Source organism: Shinella sp. 20P9.1.1 (genome assembly GCF_057798995.1).
Window position 1 is genome coordinate 646,145 of record NZ_JBYOLC010000001.1, and the last position, 22,247, is coordinate 668,391.

21 protein-coding genes are annotated in these 22,247 nt (G+C 63.4%); 14 read left to right on the top strand and 7 right to left on the bottom strand.

What is annotated here, in order from left to right; translation table 11 throughout:
• The first annotated feature begins 23 nt into the window (after positions 1 to 23).
• Positions 24 to 746: a GntR family transcriptional regulator gene (locus AC27VQ_RS03020; RefSeq protein ID WP_488715148.1), complete on the top strand. Its 723-nt coding sequence runs from the start codon at positions 24 to 26 to the stop codon at positions 744 to 746.
• 175 nt (positions 747 to 921) lie between these two features.
• Here AC27VQ_RS03020 and AC27VQ_RS03025 read toward each other — a convergent pair whose 3' ends face one another.
• A complete protein-coding gene (locus tag AC27VQ_RS03025; RefSeq protein ID WP_488715149.1) occupies positions 922 to 1,230 on the bottom strand; it encodes an I78 family peptidase inhibitor in 309 nt (102 codons plus the stop codon).
• Between the two features lie 226 nt (positions 1,231 to 1,456).
• Here AC27VQ_RS03025 and AC27VQ_RS03030 point away from each other — a divergent pair, with 226 nt between their 5' ends.
• From AC27VQ_RS03030 to AC27VQ_RS03055, 6 genes are all read left to right on the top strand, one after another.
• Positions 1,457 to 1,999 (top strand): flavin reductase family protein, encoded by a 543-nt coding sequence (locus tag AC27VQ_RS03030; protein WP_488715150.1) that lies wholly within the window; start codon positions 1,457 to 1,459, stop codon positions 1,997 to 1,999.
• 95 nt (positions 2,000 to 2,094) lie between these two features.
• A complete protein-coding gene (locus AC27VQ_RS03035; protein WP_488715151.1) occupies positions 2,095 to 3,447 on the top strand; it encodes an LLM class flavin-dependent oxidoreductase in 1,353 nt (450 codons plus the stop codon).
• Positions 3,448 to 3,457: 10 nt separating this feature from the next.
• Complete coding sequence (locus AC27VQ_RS03040; protein ID WP_488715152.1) at positions 3,458 to 4,309, top strand: ABC transporter permease; 852 nt, start codon at positions 3,458 to 3,460, stop codon at positions 4,307 to 4,309.
• Positions 4,310 to 4,340: 31 nt separating this feature from the next.
• Positions 4,341 to 5,315 carry an ABC transporter substrate-binding protein gene (locus tag AC27VQ_RS03045; RefSeq protein ID WP_488715153.1) on the top strand — a complete coding sequence of 325 codons (975 nt, stop codon included), beginning with the start codon at positions 4,341 to 4,343 and terminating at the stop codon, positions 5,313 to 5,315.
• A gap of 9 nt (positions 5,316 to 5,324) precedes the next feature.
• The gene (locus AC27VQ_RS03050) at positions 5,325 to 6,095 is read left to right on the top strand and encodes an ABC transporter ATP-binding protein (RefSeq protein WP_488715154.1); all 771 of its coding nucleotides are present in this window, start codon (positions 5,325 to 5,327) and stop codon (positions 6,093 to 6,095) included.
• A gap of 146 nt (positions 6,096 to 6,241) precedes the next feature.
• On the top strand, positions 6,242 to 7,012 hold the full coding sequence (locus AC27VQ_RS03055; RefSeq protein ID WP_421589838.1) for an SDR family oxidoreductase: 771 nt from the start codon (positions 6,242 to 6,244) through the stop codon (positions 7,010 to 7,012).
• A gap of 3 nt (positions 7,013 to 7,015) precedes the next feature.
• Here AC27VQ_RS03055 and AC27VQ_RS03060 read toward each other — a convergent pair whose 3' ends face one another.
• Positions 7,016 to 8,491 (bottom strand): NAD-dependent succinate-semialdehyde dehydrogenase, encoded by a 1,476-nt coding sequence (locus AC27VQ_RS03060; RefSeq protein WP_488715155.1) that lies wholly within the window; start codon positions 8,489 to 8,491, stop codon positions 7,016 to 7,018.
• A gap of 197 nt (positions 8,492 to 8,688) precedes the next feature.
• Here AC27VQ_RS03060 and AC27VQ_RS03065 point away from each other — a divergent pair, with 197 nt between their 5' ends.
• Together AC27VQ_RS03065 and AC27VQ_RS03070 are read left to right on the top strand one after the other, a co-directional pair.
• Positions 8,689 to 8,913 (top strand): hypothetical protein, encoded by a 225-nt coding sequence (locus AC27VQ_RS03065; RefSeq protein ID WP_488715156.1) that lies wholly within the window; start codon positions 8,689 to 8,691, stop codon positions 8,911 to 8,913.
• 23 nt (positions 8,914 to 8,936) lie between these two features.
• A complete protein-coding gene (locus tag AC27VQ_RS03070; RefSeq protein ID WP_488715157.1) occupies positions 8,937 to 9,638 on the top strand; it encodes a DUF899 domain-containing protein in 702 nt (233 codons plus the stop codon).
• A gap of 67 nt (positions 9,639 to 9,705) precedes the next feature.
• On the opposite strand, the gene AC27VQ_RS03075 is transcribed toward AC27VQ_RS03070, so the two are convergent.
• Complete coding sequence (locus AC27VQ_RS03075) at positions 9,706 to 11,724, bottom strand: methyl-accepting chemotaxis protein (RefSeq protein ID WP_488715158.1); 2,019 nt, start codon at positions 11,722 to 11,724, stop codon at positions 9,706 to 9,708.
• A gap of 744 nt (positions 11,725 to 12,468) precedes the next feature.
• Between AC27VQ_RS03075 and AC27VQ_RS03080 the strand changes: the two genes are divergently transcribed.
• From AC27VQ_RS03080 to AC27VQ_RS03090, 3 genes are all read left to right on the top strand, one after another.
• Positions 12,469 to 13,188, top strand: coding sequence for a polysaccharide deacetylase family protein (locus tag AC27VQ_RS03080; protein ID WP_488715159.1), 720 nt, complete (start codon positions 12,469 to 12,471; stop codon positions 13,186 to 13,188).
• Positions 13,189 to 13,396: 208 nt separating this feature from the next.
• Positions 13,397 to 13,915, top strand: a complete 519-nt coding sequence (locus AC27VQ_RS03085; protein ID WP_488715160.1) for a hypothetical protein — start codon at positions 13,397 to 13,399, stop codon at positions 13,913 to 13,915.
• 175 nt (positions 13,916 to 14,090) lie between these two features.
• Positions 14,091 to 14,684, top strand: coding sequence for a YqaA family protein (locus tag AC27VQ_RS03090; protein ID WP_488715161.1), 594 nt, complete (start codon positions 14,091 to 14,093; stop codon positions 14,682 to 14,684).
• A gap of 9 nt (positions 14,685 to 14,693) precedes the next feature.
• Here the strand turns inward: AC27VQ_RS03090 and AC27VQ_RS03095 are convergent, their stop codons facing one another.
• The 4 genes from AC27VQ_RS03095 to AC27VQ_RS03110 all read right to left on the bottom strand — a co-directional run bounded on the left by AC27VQ_RS03095 (position 14,694) and on the right by AC27VQ_RS03110 (position 20,099).
• The gene (locus tag AC27VQ_RS03095) at positions 14,694 to 16,694 is read right to left on the bottom strand and encodes an amidase (protein ID WP_488715162.1); all 2,001 of its coding nucleotides are present in this window, start codon (positions 16,692 to 16,694) and stop codon (positions 14,694 to 14,696) included.
• A 170-nt stretch (positions 16,695 to 16,864) separates the two neighbouring features.
• Entirely contained in the window at positions 16,865 to 17,950 is a 1,086-nt protein-coding gene (locus tag AC27VQ_RS03100) for an extracellular solute-binding protein (RefSeq protein WP_488715163.1), read from the bottom strand.
• Positions 17,951 to 17,976: 26 nt separating this feature from the next.
• A complete protein-coding gene (locus tag AC27VQ_RS03105; protein ID WP_488715164.1) occupies positions 17,977 to 19,080 on the bottom strand; it encodes an agmatine deiminase family protein in 1,104 nt (367 codons plus the stop codon).
• A complete protein-coding gene (locus AC27VQ_RS03110) occupies positions 19,077 to 20,099 on the bottom strand; it encodes an agmatine deiminase family protein (protein ID WP_488715165.1) in 1,023 nt (340 codons plus the stop codon). Before AC27VQ_RS03110 ends, AC27VQ_RS03105 begins: the two co-directional genes overlap by 4 nt.
• 96 nt (positions 20,100 to 20,195) lie before the next feature.
• On the opposite strand from AC27VQ_RS03110, the gene AC27VQ_RS03115 reads away from it, so the two are divergent.
• Together AC27VQ_RS03115 and AC27VQ_RS03120 are read left to right on the top strand one after the other, a co-directional pair.
• The gene (locus AC27VQ_RS03115; protein WP_488715166.1) at positions 20,196 to 21,083 is read left to right on the top strand and encodes a LysR family transcriptional regulator; all 888 of its coding nucleotides are present in this window, start codon (positions 20,196 to 20,198) and stop codon (positions 21,081 to 21,083) included.
• 312 nt (positions 21,084 to 21,395) lie between these two features.
• On the top strand, positions 21,396 to 22,244 hold the full coding sequence (locus tag AC27VQ_RS03120) for an urease accessory protein UreD (protein ID WP_488715167.1): 849 nt from the start codon (positions 21,396 to 21,398) through the stop codon (positions 22,242 to 22,244).
• The last annotated feature ends 3 nt before the right edge of the window (positions 22,245 to 22,247 follow it).

The following is a 22,247-nucleotide window of genomic DNA, read 5'->3' on the forward strand; positions in this document are numbered from 1 at the left end:
AGTGCGCATATCGAGGTGATGCGGTGGTTGATTTGGGGCGGGAAAATCTGATCGAGGCGGAGGAGATCGACGAAAGCGATATCGTCGAGCGTATCTTCGAAGCCGTGGTCGAGCAGAGATTGCCGCCGGGAACGAAGCTCTCGGAATCAGCTTTGTGCGAGGCTTTCGGCGTCGGGCGCATGCGCATCCGCCGCTCGCTTCTGCTGCTGGCCAGCCGCGAAGTTGTCGAGCTTCATGCCAATCGCGGCGCCTTCGTCGCCTCGCCGACGCCCGATCAGGCGCGCGAGGTCTTCGAAGCGCGCCTTGCGCTGGAGCCGAACATCACGCGCCTTGCCGTCCAGCGCGCCAGCGAGGACGATATCGCGGAACTGAACCGGCTCCTCGAAATGGAATATGTGGCGCACAAGGAGCGGCACCGGCACGACGCGATCCGTCTCTCCGGCCAGTTCCACACCATGCTTGCGCAGATCGCCGGCAACGCGATCCTGATCCGCACGATGAAGGAACTCGTGACGCGCACCTCCCTCATCATCGGTCTCTTCGGCGCGCCGGGCCTGAACAGCTGTCGCGACGACGACCACGCGTCCATCGTTCACGCTTTCCACACGCGAGACGCAGAAAAGGCGGCCTGGATGATGACGCTTCACCTGAGGCACATCGAAAGCCATCTCCAGCTGGACGCCAAGCCCCATGAGGCGGTCGACCTCGTCCAGCTGTTCACGCAGAAGAGCCTCGTCGAACAGTAACGGCCAGTCTGTCTTCTCAGATCGGCCGCACCCGCTTTACGCCGATGAAGACGGTGCCCACGACGCTGCCTGGAATACGACGGCGCAAAATCCGGAATGCGAACAAACGTGCATGAAAAAGGGGAGGCCCCCGTCTGGATCCTCCCCCGCAAAAACCGTCGAAACGGTATTTCGATCAGCCGCACATGGCGCGGGTGATCTTTCCGGTCGCCGGGTCGGTCTCGATGGTCACGCGTTCCTGCCGCAGGTCCATCGTCACGCCGTCGCCCGGCTTGATCTGACGCACGATCGTCGCACCCGTCAGCTTCATCGCCTCGGCATCGGAAATCTTGTCCTTGCCGGCGAGGGCGTCAGCCGCTTCGCGCTTGCAGATGCCGGATTCCACGGTAGCCGCGGCTTCGGGCTCCTTTTGCTTCTGGCAACCGGCCGCGAAGAGAGCCAGAACGGTGGCTGCGAGGGCAGCGGTGTGGCGAATGGCAAACAAGGCGGGTCCTTTCTGTCGAAAGGCGTCATCAAGCAGCCGAATACGGCGACAGCTGGGCATGGACTGATACGTCGGGGCGTAAGGCGGCGGCGAAGTGTCGGGTTTCGCTCAGAGGGAAATGCATATTTTCTATAAAAACAGTCAATTTAGAAAAGTCGTGCCTGCTGCCCCTCGTTTTCGTTTGTTATCCCTATGAGCATCAGACGATTGCAGTGGAGCGGGAACGATGAATGCTCATGCCGAAAACACGCATTTCAATACCCACAACACGACGTTGCTCGACCATCCGGCCGATGCCGACAGCCTGAAGGCGGCCTTGCGGACGCTCGGCGGCGGCGTCAGCATCATCACGGCGGGCGAGGGGGAGGCCCGCACCGGCGCCACCGTCACATCGGCCACCGCGCTTTCGGTCGAGCCTGCACGCATGCTGGTCTCGCTCAACCGCACATCCTCCACCTGGCCCGTCGTCGAACGCTACGGCCATTTCGGTATCAACATCGTCGGCGCGGAACACGAGAGTCTGGCCAACCAGTTCGCCGGCCGGGGCGGCCTGCGCGGTCCTGATCGGTATCGCGGTGGAGAATGGACGACGGCCGTAAGTGGCGCCCCATTGCTCATCGATGCCGTTGCCGCAATCGATTGTACGGTTGAAGAGGCCATCGAGCGGCACAGCCATGTGATCGTCATCGGCAAGGTTCTGTCGATCCGCCTCGGTACCGGTCATTCGCTGCTCTACCAGGACGGCCGCTACCACGCGGTCTCGCGCTAAGCGCAAAGTCCCTCCGACATCTTGAAATGCTGCAACCCGCCACGGGCGGGATCGTGAACCTGTGGCCGCAGCCGGCCTCCTTGAAAGGACATGATATGACACGCAAGATCAGACTTGGCGCCTTCCTTCCCGGTGGTGGGCAGCACGTTGCCGCCTGGCGGCATCCCGACCAGCCGGTGGATGGCGCGACGAGCTTCGAATTCCACAAGCAGCTCGCCCAGACGGCCGAGCGCGGCCTATTCGACGCCTATTTTCTCGCCGACAATCTCGCCATCGGTTTCGGCGGGGCGCGGGAGGGCGGCAATGCCCGCATCGCCGGCTTCGAACCGGTGACGCTGTTTTCCGCGCTCGCCTCTTTCACGACCAATCTCGGGTTCATCGCCACCGCATCGACGACTTATGAGGAGCCCTTCAACACGGCCCGCAAGTTCGCCTCGCTCGATCTGATTTCGGGTGGCCGCGCCGGCTGGAACGTCGTCACGACGACGGGCGATCCGACCGCACAGAACTTCAACCGCGAGACCCAGCTGCCCCATGCCGCGCGCTATCGCCGTGCCGCCGAGCATGTCGAGGTGGTCAAGAAGCTCTGGGACAGCTTTGAGGACGATGCCTTCATCCGCGACAGGGAAAGCGGCGTATTCTACGACCCGGCAAAGCTGCACGAAATCGAGCATCGCGGCGAACATTTCCAGGTGCGCGGGCCGCTCAACGTTCCTCGCTCGCCGCAGGGCCATCCGGTCATCGTGCAGGCCGGGCAATCGGAGGACGGGCGCGGGCTTGCCGCCGCCATGGCCGAGGTGATCTTCACCGCCCACCAGCATCTCGATACGGCGCAGGAATTCTACCGCGACATCAAGGCCCGCGCCCGCGGCTTTGGCCGCAACCCGGATCACGTGCTTGTCATGCCCGGCGTAGCCCCCTTCGTCGGCCGCACGCTGGAGGAGGCTCGCGAGAAATACGAGCGCCTGACATCGCTGATCCTCGAAGAAGACGGCGTGGGCCTGCTTAACGGTCTGACCGGCGGCACGCTCGACCTGCGCGGCTACGACATTGATGGCCCGTTGCCGCCCGCGCCGCCAACCGAGGGCATGAAGAGCCGCCAGGCACTCATTCGCCAGATCGCCGACGAGAACAATTTCTCGATCCGCGAACTCTACCAGTGGATCGCCACGGCGCGGGGCCACTTCACCATCGTCGGCACGCCGGAAACCATCGTGGATACGTTGCAGGAATGGTTCGAGAACGAGGCCGCCGACGGCTTCAACATCCTGCCGCCATGGTTGCCGACGGCGCTCGACGATTTCGTCGATCTCGTCATCCCGGAGCTTCAGCGGCGCGGCCTGTTCCGCACGGCCTACGAGGGCACGACACTGCGCGAAAACCTCGGCCTGCCGTTCCCCATAAACCGCTGGGCCGGCGCAGACGCCGCCGTCCAGGCCGCGGAGTGAGGCGCAGCCCATGTCCTACGAAAACCTCAACTCGACGCTCGGCGCTGATTTCCGCCTGACGAACCGGCCGCGTGCGGTCCCCGCTTACGTGTCCAAGCTCAACACGTTCCTTGCGCCATTCTTTGCCCGTTACGGGTTGGTGCTGGCGTTCCTGGCGCTCTGGCAGATTTCGAGCACGCGGGGTTGGGTCAACCCTTCCGTCTTTCCGCCGCTCGACGCCATCGTCTCCGCGCTCTGGGGGAGTCTTGCGAGCGGCGCGCTGCTCGACGACATCGCCATCAGCCTCCAGCGCGCCGGCATCGCCTTCTTCGCCGCCGTCGTCATCGGCGTTCCGCTCGGGCTCGTTATGGGGCAGGCACGCGTCGTCGAACAGGCGTTGGACCCGCTGCTCCAGTTCTTCCGCCAGACATCGGCGCTTGCGCTTTATCCGGTCTTCATCCTGCTGCTTGGGCTCGGCGAGACCTCGAAAGTCTTCGTGATCTTCTGGGCAACGCTGTTTCCGATCCTGCTGTCGACGATCGGCGGCGTGAAGGAGGTCGATACCAAGCTCATCGAAATGGCACGCACCTATGGCGCGGGCCGCTTCACCATCTTCCGCCGCGTCGTGCTGCCGGCCTCGGTTCCGGCGATCTTCGTGGGCCTGCGCCTCTCCGCCACCACGGCGCTGCTGCTGCTCATCGCGGCCGAGATGATCGGCGCCAACAAAGGCATCGGCTTTCAGGTGATGAACGCCCAGTACAATTTCCAGATCCCGCTGATGTTCGCGGCGATCCTTCTGCTCGCCTTGCTCGGCCTGCTTGCCAATGCCGCGCTCGTGCTTCTCCAGAGCAAGCTCTGCCGCTGGTCGCAGCCCACCGTCTGAAACCGTTCCCCCTTTCCGAAAGGACACCGCAATGAACTTCCATTCCCGCAAGCTCCTTCTCTCCGCAGCGCTTTTCCTCGGATTTGCCGGCGCTGCCTCGGCGGAGGACGTGACGCTCCGCTATCTCGCCAGCCAGGGCGGTCTTTCCGCCCATGAACTCGCCGCCGAACTCGGCTATTTCGAGGGAACCGGCATCAAGCTGGAAAATATCGGCTATGCCGCTGGCGGACCTGCCTCGCTGATCGCGCTTGCCTCCGGCGATGCGGAGATCGGCAGTGCGGCAACCGCCGCCGTGCTCAACTCCATCGTCAGCGGCAACGATTTCGTCGCCGCCTATCCCTCGAACGGCATCAATGCGGAGGTCCAGTCGATCTTCTATGTGCTGGAAGACAGCCCCATCAAGGAGATCAAGGACATCGCGGGCAAAACCATCGCGGTGAACACGCTGGGCGCCCATCTCGACTATACGATCCGCGAGGCCCTGCATAAGGCGGGCCTGCCGACGGACGCCGCCAACCAGGTCGTCGTACCCGGCCCGCAGCTCGAACAGGTGCTGCGCTCCGGCCAGGTGGACATCTCCGCCTTCGGCTACTGGCAGACGACCTTCGAAGGAGCGGCGAAGAAGAATGGCGGCTTGCGCGCCATCTTCGGCGATACGGACGTGCTGGGCGAGATCGCCGGCGGCTTCGTGGTGCTGCGGCGCGATTTCGTGAAGGCGCATCCGCAGGCGGCCAAGACCTTCGTGGAACAGTCCGCCCGCGCGCTCGATTATGCCCGCGAGCATCCGGAGGAAACCCGCAAGATCTTCGCGAAGGCCTTGCAAGAGCGCGGCGAGAATCCTGATATCGCTCAATATTTCCGCGGTTACGGCGTGCGGGCCGGTGGCCTGCCGGTCGAGCGTGACGTGCAGTTCTGGATCGACGTGCTGGTGCGCGAGGGCAAGCTGAAGGAAGGCCAGCTCGCTGCTAAGGACGTGCTCTTCTCGCCTGAAGCCGCGACGAACTGAGGTGGAGCGATGAGCCTTTCGTCCCAGACCGTACGGGGAGAGGTGACGATCCGTCACCTCTCGAAGTCCTTCGCCCTGAACGGCAAGCCCTTGCCCGTCCTCAGCGATATCAACCTCGATATCCGTTCCGGCGAAAGCCTCGCCATCGTGGGGGCCAGCGGCTCCGGCAAGACGACGCTGCTGCGCATTCTCGCCGGGCTCGACACGGCCGACGGCGGCGATGTGCTGATCGACGGCAAAGCGATCCGGGGCGTGGGCACCGAGCGTGCCGTCATCTTTCAGGAGCCGCGGCTTCTGCCCTGGCTGACCGTGCTTGAAAACGTGGCCTTCGGGCTCGATACGAGCGGTGTCGGTCGTGCGGAGGCACTTAACCGCGCGCGCCGTTATGTCCAACTGGTCGGGCTCCAGGCCTTCGAGACCGCCTATCCCCGCCAGCTCTCCGGCGGCATGGCACAGCGCGTCGGCATTGCCCGCGCGCTGGCGGTGCAGCCGGAAATCCTGCTGCTCGACGAACCGCTCGGCGCCCTCGACGCCATGACGAAGATCGGCATGCAGCAGGAGCTGACCCGCATCTGGCGCGATGAGGACGTGACGACCATCCTCGTCACCCATGACCTCGAAGAAGCCGTCTATCTGGCCGACCGCATCCTCATCCTGCCGCGCGAGAAGAACGCTGCGCCGCGGCTGATCGACGTCGACCTGCCGCGACCGCGCGACCGCAGTTCGCCGGATTTCGTGCGCTATCGCGAGGAGTTGCTGAACCTCTTCGGTCTGCACTGACGCACGACGATGGCCGCCTCGCTTCGGCGGGGCGGTGCTGCCCGATCGTATGCTCCACGCTTCCGATCCTCGCCTTCCCGCCAGAGATCGGTTACCACGGTGGATCTTCTGAGGATCGTTTTCTCAGCACGTTTCCGGAGTAGGCCATGAGCAGCAACACCTTGTTTTCCCTCGCCGGGCGGGTCGCCCTCGTCACCGGTTCGAGCCAGGGCATCGGCTTTGCCCTTGCCGAAGGTCTGGCGCAGCAGGGGGCGACCGTCGTGCTCAACGGCCGGAATGCATCGGCGGTGCAGGCGGCTGCGGCCACCCTTCGCGACAAGGATTACCCGGCCCATGCCGCGACATTCGACGTTACCGATCCCGCGGTGATCGCGCCGGAAATCGAGCGGATCGAAAACGAGATCGGGCCGATCGACATCCTGATCAACAACGCAGGCATGCAGTTTCGCACGCCGCTCGAGGACTTTCCCGTCGAGCGCTGGGAACAGCTTTTGACGACCAACATTTCAAGCGTCTTCTTCGTCAGCCAGCCGGTCGCCCGCCGCATGATCGCGCGGGGCCGCGGCAAGATCGTCAATGTCGCCTCCGTCCAGAGCGAGCTGGCACGGCCGGGCATCGCGCCCTATACCGCGACCAAGGGTGCGGTGAAGAACCTGACCCGCGGCATGTGCGCCGACTGGGCGAAACACGGGTTACAGATCAACGCGATCGCGCCTGGATATTTCCGCACACCGCTCAACCAGGCGCTGGTCGACGATCCCGATTTTTCCGCCTGGCTGGAAAAGCGCACGCCGGCCGGCCGCTGGGGCAATGTCGAGGAATTGATCGGTGCGGCCGTGTTCCTGTCGAGCGACGCCTCGTCCTTCGTGAACGGCCACACGCTCTATGTCGACGGCGGCATTACCACCAGCCTGTAACCGTCAGATGCCGCCCATGCAGAGATATTTCATCTCCAGATAATCCTCCAGCCCATGGCGGGAGCCCTCGCGGCCCATGCCGGATTGCTTGACGCCGCCGAAGGGCGCGGCTTCCGAGGACATGCGGCCGGTATTGATGCCGACCATGCCATATTCCAGCGCCTCGGCGACCCGCCAGACGCGGCTGAGATTGGAGGCGTAGAAATAGGCGGCAAGACCGTAGATCGTGTCGTTCGCCTCGCGCACCACCTGATCGGCATCCGTGAAGCGGATGATGGGGGCGAGCGGCCCGAACGTCTCTTCCTGCGCGATGCGCATGTCGCGGGCGATGCCGGTCAGCACCGTCGGCGCAAAGAACGTGCCCGCACCCTCGATCCGCTTTCCGCCGCACTGCACGCTGCCGCCGCGTTCGACCGCATCGGCGACATGCGCCTCGATCTTGGCGAGCGCGCGCGTATCGATCAGCGGGCCGATCGCGACATCGGGATCAAACCCGTCGCCGACGGAGAGCGTCCGAACGCGAGCGGTGAACTTTTCGGCGAATTCGTCATGCACGCCGGCCTGCACGTAGAGGCGGTTCGCCGAAACGCAGGTTTGGCCCGCATTGCGGAACTTTGCCTGGATGGCGCCGTCGACGGCCGCGTCGACATCGGCATCGTCGAAGACGATGAAGGGAGCGTTGCCGCCCAGTTCGAGACTGAGCTTCTTCACCTGGTCCGAACATTGCCGCATCAGCAGGCGGCCGACTTCCGTCGAGCCGGTGAAGCTGATCTTGCGCACCTGGGGATGGGTGCAGAGTTCCCGGCCGACGGCATCGCCCTCCGAGGCATAGATCAGGTTGACGACGCCGGGCGGAAAGCCGGCCTTCTCCGCCAGCGCGAACATCGCGCCCGCCACCAGCGGCGTCTGTTCCGCCGGCTTCAGCACCACCGTGCAGCCGGCGGCAAGTGCCGGCGAAATCTTACGTGCGACCATCGATGCCGGGAAATTCCACGGCGTGATGGCGCCGACCACGCCGATCGGTTGCTTGATGACAATCATGCGCCGGTCGCGCGAGGGCGCGGGAATGGTCTCGCCATAGATGCGGTTCGCCTCCTCGGCATACCATTGCAGATAGGCGGCGGCGTGCGACACCTCCGATTTCGCCTCGGCGAGCGGTTTGCCCATCTCGGCGGTCAGGATGGCGGCGAGATCGTCGGTGTGGCGCACGATCTGCTGGTGCCAGCGCCAGAGCGTGTCGGACCGTTCGCGGGCCGTGCGGGCGGCCCATTCCGTCTGTGCCTCGGTGGCGCGCTCGATGGCGGCCCGTGTCTCAGTGATGCCCATGTCCGGGATTTCCGCGAGCAGCTCACCGGTCGCGGGATTGAACACCTCGAAGGTCGCGCCGCCCGCGGGCAGGCCGAGCCATGTCGGATCGGCGATCGCTGCGAAGAGGTCGCGGTTGTCCAGGCGGCGGATGAGGTTTTGCGTCAGGGCCACGGGTGTCCTCCCGGTCACGATATCAGTGACGCAGAGATATGAGAGCGCAAGGGCGTTCGCAATCGAACAATTGTATCGATTGTCAGCCCTCGGCTGCTCCCCCGGGCACCCCAACCCAATCGCGTCACACTTGTAACTCTCACCCGCCGCGCGGGTGCCGCTAGCGTGTCCCTGGATCGATCATTCGGAGCAGGACGATGACCACGACGGCAAACACCACAAAAGACGGTTTCCACTGGCTCGGCCTGGCGGCAGCGCCGACCTTCACCTTCATCGCGATGGTCTCGCTGTTTGACGGGTCTCAGGCCTCGATCTGCGGTTCCGGCCCCGATCTCTCGCCGCTCGGCAGCATGACGACGATGTACCTGCTGATGGCTCTCTTCCACCTGGCGCCCTGGCTCAAATTCGTCCGGCGCCGCTGACCGACCAACCAAGGAGAAAGACAATGCAACACGAGATTGTTACACGAGACGAATGGCTGAACGCGCGCAAGGCACTGTTCGACAAGGAACGCGCCATGACGCATGCCCTCGATGAGCTGCGCGCCGAGCGCCGCCGGCTCCCCTGGGTGCGGATCGAGAAGGACTACGTTTTCCAGGGGCCGGATGGGCAGGTCACGCTCGATGCGCTGTTCGGCGAACGCAGCCAGCTCGCCATCTATCATTTCATGCTGTCGCCGGGATCCGATAACATCTGCCCGGGCTGCTCCTATACGGCCGACCATGCCGATGCGGCGCGACAGCATTTCGAGCATGCCGACCTCTCCTTCGCCGCCGTGTCCCGTGCGCCTGTTGAGCGCATCGAGGCCGTGAAGGCGCGGATGGGCTGGACCTTTCCCTGGGTTTCGGCCGGCGACGGCGATTTCAGCTATGATTTCGGCGTCTCCTTCACGCAGGAGGATCGGGAGGCCGGCCGGGCCCTCTACAATTACGGCCTGACGACGATCAAGCGCAGCGCCGACATGTTCGGCCTCAGCGTCTTCGTGAAAGACGAGGACGGTTCCATCTTCCACAGTTACTCGACCTATCATCGCGGGACCGAGCTCTTGATGGGAGCTTTCAACTGGCTCGACCTGACGCCGAAGGGACGCAACGAAACCGGCGGCATCATGAGCTGGGTGCGCCTGCACGACCAATACGGAGCTTAAACGCACCGCATAGGAAAGAGCCCACCCGCGTTCGGCGGGTGGGCTCGCGTCTGGAATGCCGGATGGCTTAAAACTCTTCCCACTCGGTCTTTGCGGCGAGCGCCGTATTGCCGGAGAAGGCTGTGGCGACCTTTCGGTTGAGGGCGCGGGCAGGCGAGACGTGCGCCGCGTCCGTGCTGCGCGTGGGGCGGGCCGATGCAGCCTGGCCGGGGCCGGCCAGCCGGAAGCGGACGACGAGGTCGCGCAGCCGCACGGCCTCATTGGCGAGCGTGTTGGAGGCGGCGTTCGACTGTTCCACCATCGCCGCGTTCTGCTGCGTCGTCTGGTCCATGGAATTGACCGCGGTGTTCACCTCCGCGAGACCAACGGACTGCTCCTTTGCCGAGGTCGCGATCGATTCCATATGGGTGTTGATCTCGACGATGAAGCCGCTGATCGTCTTGAGGGCTGCGCCCGCATCCCGCACCAGCTTCACGCCGTTTTCGACTTCCGACGACGAGTTGTGAATGAGCCCCTTGATCTCCTTGGCCGCCTGCGCCGAGCGTTGCGCGAGTTCCCGCACCTCCTGGGCGACAACGGCGAAACCCTTGCCCGCTTCCCCTGCACGGGCCGCCTCGACGCCGGCATTCAGCGCGAGAAGGTTTGTCTGGAAAGCGATCTCGTCGATCACGCCGATGATATTGGAAATCTGCTGCGAGCTTTCCTCGATCTTGCGCATGGCCTCTTCCGCATGGGAAACGACCTGGGCGGACTCTGCGGCCGACCGGTTGGCCTGGCTGGCGACGCTTTTGGCTTCATCCGTGCGCTTGCTGGAATTGGCGACATTGACGGTGATTTCGTCGAGCGCCGCTGCCGTTTCCTCCAGCGAGGCGGCCTGCTGTTCGGTGCGCTTGGAAAGATCGTCCGTCCCGGCCGCGATTTCCCGCGTTCCGGTGTCGAGATTCGAAATGGAGTCCGAGATTTCCGAAAGCGTCGTGCCGAGCTGGGCGACGGACTGGTTGAAATCGTGACGCAGCGCTTCGAAATCCGGTGCAAAGGTCTCGTTGATCTGGAAGGCGAGGTCGCCGGAGGCAAGGCGCTTCAGACCGGCGGCAAGGCCTGATGTTGCGATGCGCAGGCGTTCGGCAGCGTCGGCTTCGGCCTTTTCCTGCAGGGCGATGCGTTCGGCTTCCGCGCGTTTGCGGTTTTCCGCCGCTTCCTGTTCCAGCCGCCGGTTGGCGATGGCGCCCTGGCGGAAGACTTCCAGTGCCTTGCCCATGTCGCCGATTTCGTCATTGTTCTTCGCAAGGCCGATCTCGGTGTCGAGTTGGCCCTCCGCCACGTCGCCCATCGAGCGGCGCAGCTTGTCCATGCCGCCGATGATGCGCTTGAACGTGACGAAGCCGACGATGGCAAGCATCAGAGCGAGCATCGACATCGCGGCGATGGTGAGCATCCAGAAGAATGCCGCGCGCGCATTCGCTTCATCGACGGCGCCCTGGGTGCGTTCCTCGAGCTTTACGAAGAAGGCGTCGACCGGCTTCATGATCCCGGCCTTGAATGTGTGATAGTCGGGCGAATTGAGCATCGCCGAGGCCTTTTCCCTGGCCTCCGGCCCGAGCGTGGCGGCGTTGTCGACGAGGGTCATCGCCTCGGTCTCGATCTTGACCAGCGCGTCGGAGCGCTTGCCGGCCTCGTCTAGGAGCGCGAATTCCTCATCCGTGAAGCCGGCCTGCTTCATGAGGTCATGCATGGAAATGGCAGCGCCGTCGGGACGGGGCTTGGCTTCGCCGCCGGCAACGAAATCCCAATAGATGCGGTGATAGTCCTCCGGCCGCGGCCGCGTGCCGTTCCGGATCTCGATCACGGCATTATACTGCTCCTTGAACGACGGGTCGCCCGTTTGCGCATAGGTACGCACCAGGCGGGTCAGGTCGTCGGAGGACTGGCGAAAATTATCGGCCAGCAGATACGATTTATATTTCTGATCGTAGGCATTCGTGACATCGCCCGCCGCGCCGGCATAGCTCCAAAGGCTGCCGACGAGACCGGCAATGGTGATCCCCGTGACCGAAGCCAGGACGATGAATTGGCTCTTGATTCTCATGATGGATAGGTCCTGCCGTGGGCATACGCTTTTCTGGCGCGCGGAACTCATTTCTGGCGTCAAGAAGCCATGCCGCACCTAAGTGCGATATCCGGCGCCATAGCCGGAGAGGTTGTAGGCTTAGTATAAAATGCTTATTGAATCGCTAAAATATCGGTTTTCCTTGATCGTTCTCATGTTGATCTCATGGAGAATCTCATCATTGATTTCTTGTCTTCAACTTAATTTTGCGTGAACTCAACTTCTGGTGTCAATACTGCCGTGTTTTTAAGTATTGTTGAGTGTTCAGTGAATCATTTTTGGATTTTAATCTATTTTTTTATTGCTAAGATGAAAATTCCGGCTGTCTGCAAGGTGTATGCAATTCTGTGGTGGGGGTTTAAGTAAATCTGCAAAATTCGCGACCTCTAACGTGCAGGAATGGTTCGGATTCTCTTGGGAATCTTGAATTTATCCCGCCTAAGGCGGATTTGGCCGGCGAGGTGGGAAGCGCATGCGCCCTGTTATTCAGAATATGCGCATCTTTGGAGGTGGCGGTATGTTGAAAATCGGAAAGTGGCCCCACATCGAGGCGCTCACTGCCGCAAATTTCGAATGCTGATGCGCTTTGTTTTCGAGTGCTGCCCCCCAAAGCGTCCCGGCGCCATAAACGGACATAATTTTGTACCGGGCCGGTCATAGAGCGGCGATGCGCTCTCCTGACGGTGTCTCTCCGACACGGGGACGCGCCTGGGAAAACGCATCATGCGCTTCGGATTTATCGTCGTCTTGCTCGCACTTGTCTCTCCGGCCGTGGCCAAGCCGCTGCACGAGCCGCGGTTGACCATCGCCAAGGGCGGGCCGGAGCATCCGCAGGTCGCCCTGACCTTCGATGCGTGCAGTGGCGGCATCGACAGGCGGATATTGGACACCCTCATCGACAACCGGATTCCCGCAACGCTGTTCGTGACCCGCCGCTGGCTTGCCCGCAATGGCCCGACCGTGAGGGTGCTGGCCGACCATCCCGAGCTTTTCGAGATCGAGGATCATGGTGCCGAGCATGTGCCGGCGGTGCTGGGCAGCAAGGCGGTCTATGGCATCAAGCCGGCTGGAACGCTCGCTGCGGTCGAGGCGGAGGTCGAGGGCGGGGCCGGCGCGATCGCCACGGATCTCGGCGTGCGGGCCGGCTGGTTTCGCGGCGCGACGGCGCTCTACAGCCCTGATGCGCTGGCGCTGATCAAGTCGCTGGGCTTCCGCATTGCCGGCTATTCCGTCAGCGGCGACGAAGGCGCCACGGCGTCCGCCACCAAGGCGGCGAGGACGATAGGCCACGCCCGCGACGGTGACGTCATCATCGCGCATATCAACCAGCCGAACCGCATGTCCGGGGAGGGCGTCGCGAAGGGCATTCTCGAACTCAAAGCCAGGGGCTTTGCCTTCCGGCTTCTCAAGGAGGTCGAGACGGCTGAGGACGACAACAGCTAGCGCTCGGAACGGCGTGCCGCCATCCGCGCATGGGCGAATAAACCGCTTTCGTCACCCGTATTGCGAGAACGCGCACCGGACGAACGACCGTCTTTCAACCCAATGAAGAGTCTTTGTCCGGCAGCGTTTTGAAAACTGCTTGAGGAAGAAAGCGGCGTTGGTGAGGATTTTTTCTCCGAGACTGTTTTGGCTCACCGCGAAATCCGGCGTGGCGCTGTTCGTAGGCCTTCTCCTTTCCGGCAGCTTCGCCCACGCCTGTGAGACGGATGCGCAGCCGATCTTCAGCTGTGAGGCGGATGAAGGGCGCAAGTTCATCGAATTGTGCGCTTCTCGCGAACCGGGCGGCGCGCCGTCTACGCTTCAATACCGCTTCGGTTCCCAGACGCCGGAAGGGCATGATGATAAGGTGGAGCTGGCGTTTCCCGAAAAGCCGGCCGGCTCGCTCGACCGGTTCTTCGGTGCTGTTTACACCCACCGGGATGTCTATACGCAATCCGTCCGGTTCAAATCCGCGGGCTTCAGCTATACGGTCTTCACGGAAAGCTGGCCGGATGCGGATTCTGCCGAGGGGACTGCCGGTTCCGCCGGCGTGACGGTGCGCAACCTGCGCACAGGCAAATCGCGCACGGTGGATTGCAGCGAACGGCCGCGTTTCTACATTTTCGAGCTGCAGGGCGTTCTCGCGTGTGATCCCGAAACCCCGGTAGGGAAAGCCTGCATCCAATAGGCCGGCGCATGCGGGCCGCATGGAGATATGCGCAAGCGGTGGCACTCACGGACCGATAAATTTCGACGATGCTAGCGACAATGCCGCCAATGTGAGCTATGCGGGGCGGCTGCTTCAGGCGCCTCCGCACAGCAGATTTCCTTGAATTGCACCGAAAGAGAACAGCAGACTGCGAATGCTGCGACGATTGTATAAGTGGGTTCTATCCCTTTCCGCCCGCCCGACGGCGCAGATCTGGCTTGCTGTGATCGCCTTCGTCGAAAGCTCGATTTTTCTCGTGCCGGCCGATGTGCTGCTGTTGCCGATGGTGCTGACGCAGCCGAAGAAGGCCTATCGATATGCGGCCATCGCTACGGTTGCCTCGGTGCTGGGCGGCATCGCGGGCTGGGCGCTCGGCTATTTCGCCTATGAGACCGTTGCGAAGCCGATCCTGTCCTTCTACGGCAAGCTTGCAGAATTCGAGCATCTGAAGGCGTCGATCGACGACCGCTGGATCCTGCTGCTGATGATCACCTCGGGGATCGCGCATCTGCCGCCGATCAAGGTCGTGACGATCCTGTCGGGCGCGGTGCACATGGCGCTCCCGGTCTTCATCCTCTGCGCCGCGGTGACCCGCGGCGCGCGCTTCTTCCTCTTCGCTTATCTGGTGCGCCGCTACGGCGAGACCGTCGCGCTTTTCATCGAGCAGCGGCTGAACCAGATCGTGCTGATCGTTGCAGCGCTGGCGGCCGCCGCCATTCTCCTGTCGGGCCGGTTCGTGACGGTTTGACCACGCCGGTCAGGGCGTGCCGCCGATGCTGGCAAAGGCAGCCTGGCCCTCGGCGCAGGCGATGACGATGTGGCCGTAGGGCGCGCGCCATTCGCTGTGGACACGGGTGTTGTCGTCCAGATCGAGGCTTGCGGTGCTCTGCATGCCGTCCTGCTTGAACGCGACCGGCTGGCCATTCACCGTCAGCCACGATAGCGGCGTTGGGCTTTGCACCTGTATCGACAGCCGTTGGCGACCATGACCGATGGGTGCCAGCGACACCGACAGCCGAAGCTCGGCGGTATCGACCAGGTCCGTTGCGGAAGCGCCTGACAGGTCTTGAAGTTCCGGCGTGCGCATCGGCGCTTCGCGATAGCCGCCGGTCTTTTCGAAGGCGCAGGCATAGGCGAGAAGGGCCGTATCGTCCCAGGCCCGGCCGGCGAAGGTGAGGCCGGCCGGCATGCCGATATCAGCCAGCATGCCCATCGGCACGGTCACCGTGGGAATTCCGAGATGGCGGATCGCCAGATTGCCGTTCGCCACCCAGGTGCCGTTCTGCCAGGCGAGATCGGCCGAGGCAGGGTTCACATCGGCATCGGCCGGGCCGATATCGGCGACGGCCGGGAAGATGACCGCATCCAGCCCGAGCTTGTTCATCCAGTCTTCGAGATCGATGCGGCGCGTTTCCTCTAGGCCGCGAAACCCTTCGGCAAGGCCCGGAATGTCCTCGAACGAGGCAACGGCGTGGTCGCGCCGATGGGCGGGATAATCGGCGATGTGATCGTCGAAGCCATGATAGCGGTCGGGCACGCTGCCTTTCGGCGCGGGAAAGATGCGGATGCCATCGACATCCGCGAGCCGCGAAAGGCTGGGATCGGCATTGGCCGCCAGAAAATCGTCCCAGGACCAGGCGGAGAGATCGACGATCTCGCGCTGGAGATAATCGGCGCTGACGAGGCCGCGGGTCGCGATGGTGGGCGCACCCGGCCGATCGCCCTCGTAATTGCTGACGACGGGGAAATCGGTGACCACGACCTCGGCCCCCGCCGCTTCCAGTGCGGCGCGCGCCGCCTTACAGAGCGCAAGCATTGAGGCGCGGGTTTTGATGCGCTGGCCCGTCGCGCCGCCGATGCCGACCGTTTCGCCGGTTCCGGCCTCCGCGTCGGCATTGATATACATGGCCGGCAGGCCGAAGCGCTTGCCCGCAAGGCTCGCCGTCGCGGCAATGTCCACATAGGACGGTGGTCGCATCTCGGACGCCTTGGGGATGGGAACCCAGGTCTGGCGTCTCCAGAGATCGCCGCGCGTCTCGGGATCGTCGGCGACGATGATATCGAGCAGTTCCAGCATATCGGCCATCGAGCGGCTGTGCGGCACCACGACATCCATGGTCGGCACGAGCGGCCAGTTGCCGCGCACCGAGATGATGCCGCGGCTTGGCGTATAGACGCATAACCCGTTGTTGGCCGCGGGTGCGCGCCCGCTCGACCAGGTCTCTTCGCCGAGCCCGAAAGCGCCGAAGCTTGCGGCTGTCGCGGTGCCCGAGCCATTGGACGAGCCGGAACCGAAGGCGGCCGTCAGCCAGTCAGGATTGTAGGGCGATTCCGCGCGGCCGTAGACGCCGCGCTGCATGCCGCCATTGGCCATGGGCGGCATGTTGGTGAGCCCGATCAGCACCGCACCCGCTGCCCGCAGCCGTGCGATCGCAAAGGCGTCTTCCGTGGCGATCAGGTCGGCGAAGGCCGGCGAGCCGGCGGCAACGCTCAGCCCCTTCACCTTGTAGCTGTCCTTGGCGGTATAGGGGATGCCGTCGAGCGGGCCGAGGCTTTCGCCGCGCGCGCGCCGCAGATCGGAGGCGCGGGCGTCAGCGAACATGTCAGGATTGAGCACCGGCACCGCATTGAGCGTGATACCGTGCCGGTCGTAGAAGGCGATGCGGTTCAGATAGGCTGCGACAAGCTCGACGCTCGTCGTCTCTCCTTTTTCCAACGCTTCACGCAGTTCGCCAATCGACGCCTCAACGACCTTCATGGATATCCTCCTCCAACGGGCATGTTTGCGGATGATGAATGCCCGCCGTTGGCGAGCATCGCCTGTTGCACAAGGCTCACCGTCCGCGATGCCATCGCACCGGTTCTAGCCTTCGGTTTTTTGACCGGCAATGTCCCATCTGGGACAGGCATTGATCCCGGCCGTGCGGGTTACCGCAAACCCTTCGCGCGATCCCAGGCCTGGGTCCACATCTTCAGGGCTTTCTGACTGAGCGCCTTGGGCAGATGCAGGCGCTTTTGGTCGACCTCGGAAGGGTAGAGGTCGGGGTTCGTCCGCAGCTTTTCGTCCAGCAGACCAAGTGCGGCCTTGTTGGCCGTGGAGAAGCCCGTCTCCGTGGCCGCAACCGCCGCAATTTCGGGACGCAGGAAGAAATTGATGAAGGCATGCGCGGCTTCGGGATGAGCGGCGTCGGCAGGGATGGCAAGAACGTCGGCCCAGACGAGGTTGCCCTCCTTCGACAGGCGGTAGGCGATGCTGAACGGTTTGCCGGCCTCCTTCGCCCGACTGCTGGCAATCAGCATGTCGCCGGAAAAGCCGATGGCGAGGCAGAGACCGCCGTCGGCGAGATCGTTGACATAGCTGGAACTGTGGAACTTGCGCACATAGGGGCGGACCTTGGCGACCACCTCCACCGCTTTCTCCAGTTCCTCCTTGTCGGTCGTGTCGGGGTTCAGTCCGAGATAGATGAGGGCGAGGCCCAGCACCTGCTCGGCATCGTCGAGCATGCCGACGCCGCAGGAGGCGAATTTCTCGACGATGGCGGGATCGAAGACCATACGCAGGCTGTCGACCGGGGCATCGGGCATGATCGCCTGTACCTTCTCGACATTATAGCCGACGCCGGTCGTGCCCCACATCCACGGCACGTTATGGGCATTGTCGGGATCGACCTGCGCCCCACGGGCGAGAACCGCGGGATCGAGATTGCCGAGATTGTTAAGGCGGGTGCGATCCATCGGCGCCCAGATGCCGACGGGCAACTGGCGCAGGAAGTGCGGCGAGAGATTGACGGTGACCAGGTCGTAACCCGATTTGCCCGTCAGCATCTTGGTCTCGACGATATCGTTGGAATCGAACAGGTCGTAGGAGACCTTGATACCCGTCTCCTTTTCGAAGGCGACAATCGACTGGGCGCTGAAATAGGATTCCCAGGAATAGAGGTAGAGCACCTTCTCCTCTGCCCAAGCCGAGGTCGTGAAAAGGCATGCCGTCGCAAGCGCGAGCCAGCGTTTCATCGTCGTTCTCCGTTTCTGATGGCAGGTTATCGGGGTTGCTGTTGCGTGACACAGTGAATGCCGCCGCCGTTTTCATAGATGCGATCGGCATTAAGCTGGACAATGCGGCGGCCGGGATGCAGTCGACCAAGAACGTCCTTCGCCAGCGCATCGGCCTTCCTGTCGCCGAATTGCGGCGTGTAGAGCGCGCCGTTGCCAACATAATAGTTCGCGTAGCTGCTCAAGAAGTCCTCGCTCGTCGAGCGAACCTCGATTGCCGAGGGAATGGACACGATCTCGAAGGTGCGGCCGCGAGCGTCGCGCGCCTTTGCCAGGATCGCCAGGGCCTCGTCATGGGCCAGCGCCCATTCCGACGTGTCGCCGGGATAGCTGCTGGCCACGATGAGGCCGGGTTCCACGAAGCGCAGCGAGCCGTCGATATGCCCGTCGGTGATATCGAGCCCGCGCACGCCGGGAACCCAGATGACGGTTTCGACGCCGAGGGCGGCCTTGAGACGCTTTTCGATGTCGGCACGCGTCAAGCCGGGATTGCGATTGTCGTTCATCCAGCAGCTTTCGGTGAGGAGAAGCGTGCCGTCGCCGTCATATTCGATGCCGCCGCCTTCGCCGCAAAGGCCCGCATCGTGACGGTCGATGCCCGCAAGCGCCGCAATCTCTGCGGCAAGCTTGCCATCACGCGCATGCACCTGCTTGTTGCCCCAGCCGTTGAAGCCGAAATCGACCGCGGCGATGCCGTCTCCCTTGCGAACGAAGACCGGGCCACTGTCGCGCGCCCACATGTCGTCGGTCGGGATATCGGCGAACGTGACCTTCGGCCCGCAGAGGCGGGCGGCCAGGGCATGCTGGTCCGCCGGGGCGGCCATGGAAACGGGCTCGTTTTCCGCAATGGCCGCGGCCAGCCGGCCGAGTGTTTCCTGAACGCTCTCGAAATAGGCGCCGGGGCCGCCGTAGAGGCTTGGCGTCGATGGCCAGGCCATCCATGTTCTCTCGTGCGGCTCGGCTTCGGCGGGGACGGTGATCATTCCGATATTCTCCTCTTCGGCATGGCCGCGTGCTGCCGGCAACAGTGCCAGGCTTGCACCCGCCAGAACAAAGCTGCGGCGCGACAGCGCGGCAGAGTGCCCGGTCACAGCGGCTGCTCCTGCGTGATGCAATGGATAGCCCCGCCGCCGGGAGCCACGGCGCCCATATCGACCGTCACGATCCGCCGGTCCGGGAAGGCGCGGGCGACCGCTGCCTTGGCTTCTTCGCCGGACGGGCGTCCGAAGGTCGGCATAACGACGCCGCCATTGGTCAGTGCGAAATTGATGTAGGAGCGTGCGAAAATCTCGCTGGTCGCCTCCACGTCATAGGCTTCCGGGATGGGGATGACCTCGAAACGGCGTCCGCGCGCATCCGTCTGGCTTTCGAGCGCCGCCAGATTGTCGGCGAGGATGCGGCCGTGCAGGTCTGTCGGATCGGGATTGTATTCGAACATCACGACGCCGGGCCGCACGAAGCAGCACATGCCGTCGATATGGCCGTCGGTCTCCAGATCGAGCGGATCGCCGGGCAGCCAGACGACCTTTTCGACGTCGAGCATGCGCGTGAGTTCCTGCTCTATCCAGGCCTTGGAAAGGCCGGGATTGCGGTTGGGATGGAGCAGGCTCGTCTCCGTGACGATCAGGGTGCCGTCGCCGTCGCAGGCGAGCGACCCGCCTTCGCAATGGAGGAAGGAGCGGATAATGTCGGCCTCCTCATAGGCCAGCACGCGGCCGGCCAGCGCATCGTCGGTATCGAAGGGGGCGTGTTTGCCGCCCCAGGCATTGAACCGCCAGGAGACGCCGGCAAGGCCGCCGTCGCTGCGCTTGAGGAAGGTCGGTCCGGAATCGCGGATCCAGCAATCGTCGATCGGCAGGGCGACGATCTCGATGGCGTCGGCGAGCTGGGCGCGCGCGCCCTGCGTATGATCGGGATGCACCACCATGCTGACAGGCTCGAATTGCGCGATGGCTTTGGCGACATCGGCGTAAGCGCGCTGCATGTCGGGCAGGCGTGCGCCGTAGAGATCCTGGCGGTGCGGCCACGCCATCCAGGTCTTGGCATGCGGTTCGAATTCGCCCGGACGGCGCAGCTTCACATTCGGTTGCAGCCGGATCGACGTGTCCATGATTGACTCCTATTCATGTATGGCGATCATTATTGATCTCGATTTTCGTCGATACAAACGAGAAGTATTCCTGCTGAAGATGAATGGATTTCATGAATGGTCAAATTTCGCCATATTCCGCCGACCCAGTTCATGAAGGGATTCGAGGCCGCGGCTCGGCTTGAAAGTTTCAGCCGCGCGGCGGAGGAGATCGGCCTGACGCAATCGGCCATCAGCCATCAGATGCGCTTGCTCGAAGGGCAGATCGGCCAGCCCCTGTTCCTGCGCATCGGCCGCGAGGTGCGCCTCACCGATGCCGGGCGCGACTACCACCGCACGGTGCGGCGCTGCCTGGAGATGATGGAGGAGGGCTATCGGCGGCTGGAGCCCTATCGCAAGCCCGGCAGCGTCGTCATCTACGCCCCCCGGGATTTCACGCGGCGCTGGCTTCTACAGCGCCTGCCATTGCTGAAGACGGCCGTGCCGGCCTGCGACCCGTGGCTGGACACCAGTGGCACCGCGATCGATTTCGAGACCATGGAAGTCGATATCGCCATCATCCATGCCCATGAACCTCCCGTCGGCAGTGAAAGCTTGCTCATTGCTAACGGCAACCTCTCGCCCGTCGCAGCACCTGCGCTTGCGCAGACGCTGCGCGACCCCGCCGATCTCCTGACGGCATCCCTCATTCACGAGGAAGGCCCCATCGGCTGGGCCGACTGGTTGGCTGATAGGGGGATTGCGCCTGATGCCGTCTGGCGGGGCAGTAATTTCAGCGACAGCGATATCGCCCTTGCTGCCGCCGAACTTGGTCAGGGTGTCGCCCTCGCCAGCGTTTTCCTCGCCCGCGACGCCCTCGCAGCAGGTAACCTGATGCAACCCTTTCCGACGACGCTCGACACCGGGCGCGGCTGGTTTGCCATATCCAGACCGGCGCGACTGAAGGATGGCGATGTGCGGGGCGTGTGGGATTGGCTGCAAACGCAGGCTGCGGGAGGTGCCTAGCAGCCATTGGGTGCGAAATGCCAAGGGGAAATACGGCGCGATCCGCAGTCATCAAGTGCGGATCGATGGCCGCACGGACCCAAACACTCTATCGGGGATGAAATTTTATGCTTGTGCATAAAATTCGGGCTTCACTCCTTCTGGTAGTGAAGATCACTGCGGCTCCGGAAGAGGCACTTTGCCGTCTTTCCGCCTCCGAAATGAATGGCATGGCCTTTGCATCGTGGTTTGAAAGCCACCGGGATGCCGCAAGCCATGAGCGATTTCGACCGTATTTTCATCTCCGATCGTCCGGTTCGGTAGGGCGATCCGTTGATCGTCTTTCCTGCGCCAGACGTTTCGGAACCTTCCGCCACACCGTTGCGGTTGCAGCGCGCCGAAGGCAATGCGCGGCTTGCCCTTCACCATCGCCATGGCGAGACGCGGCTGAAGACGCTCTATCAGGAGGGTTGCGTCAAGATCCGCCTGCCGCGGCCCTTGCCCGGCCGGCCGCCGGAGGCGATCCTGATCAACACGGCGGGCGGGCTGGCCGGTGGCGACCGTATCGCCACCGAAATTGAGATTGCCGAAACGACGGCCGCGACGATCACCACGCAGGCCTGTGAGCGCGTCTATCGCTCGACGGGCGAGGCGGCGACGGTGACGAACCGGCTGACGGTCGGTGCCGGAGCACGCCTTGCCTGGCTGCCGCAGGAGACGATCCTTTTCGACGGCGGACGTCTTTCCCGCCGGCTGGAAGCCGATCTTGCTGATGATGCCGAGCTGGTGGCGATGGAGGCGGTGCTGTTTGGCCGCGCCGCCATGGGCGAAATCCTCTCGCACGGCGCGCTGCATGATCGCTGGCGCATCCGTCGCGACGGCCGGCTGATCTTTGCCGAGGATTATCGTATTTCCGGCGAGATCGACGCCAAGCTTTTCCGTCCGGCCATGCTCGCCGGCCGCACCGCCATGGCAACGGTCCTCTATGCCGGCCGCCAGCCGGAGCGGCTGCTGGACGCCGTCCGGACCCTTATCGGCGAAGACGGTGGGGCGAGTGCTTGGAACGGCAAGCTGCTGATCCGCCTCGTCGCCACCACCGGCCTTGCGCTGCGTCAGCGCCTCGAGCCGCTTCTCTCCCTTCTCATCGGCGGCCGTCCGCTGCCGAAAGTCTGGCAATTATAGGAA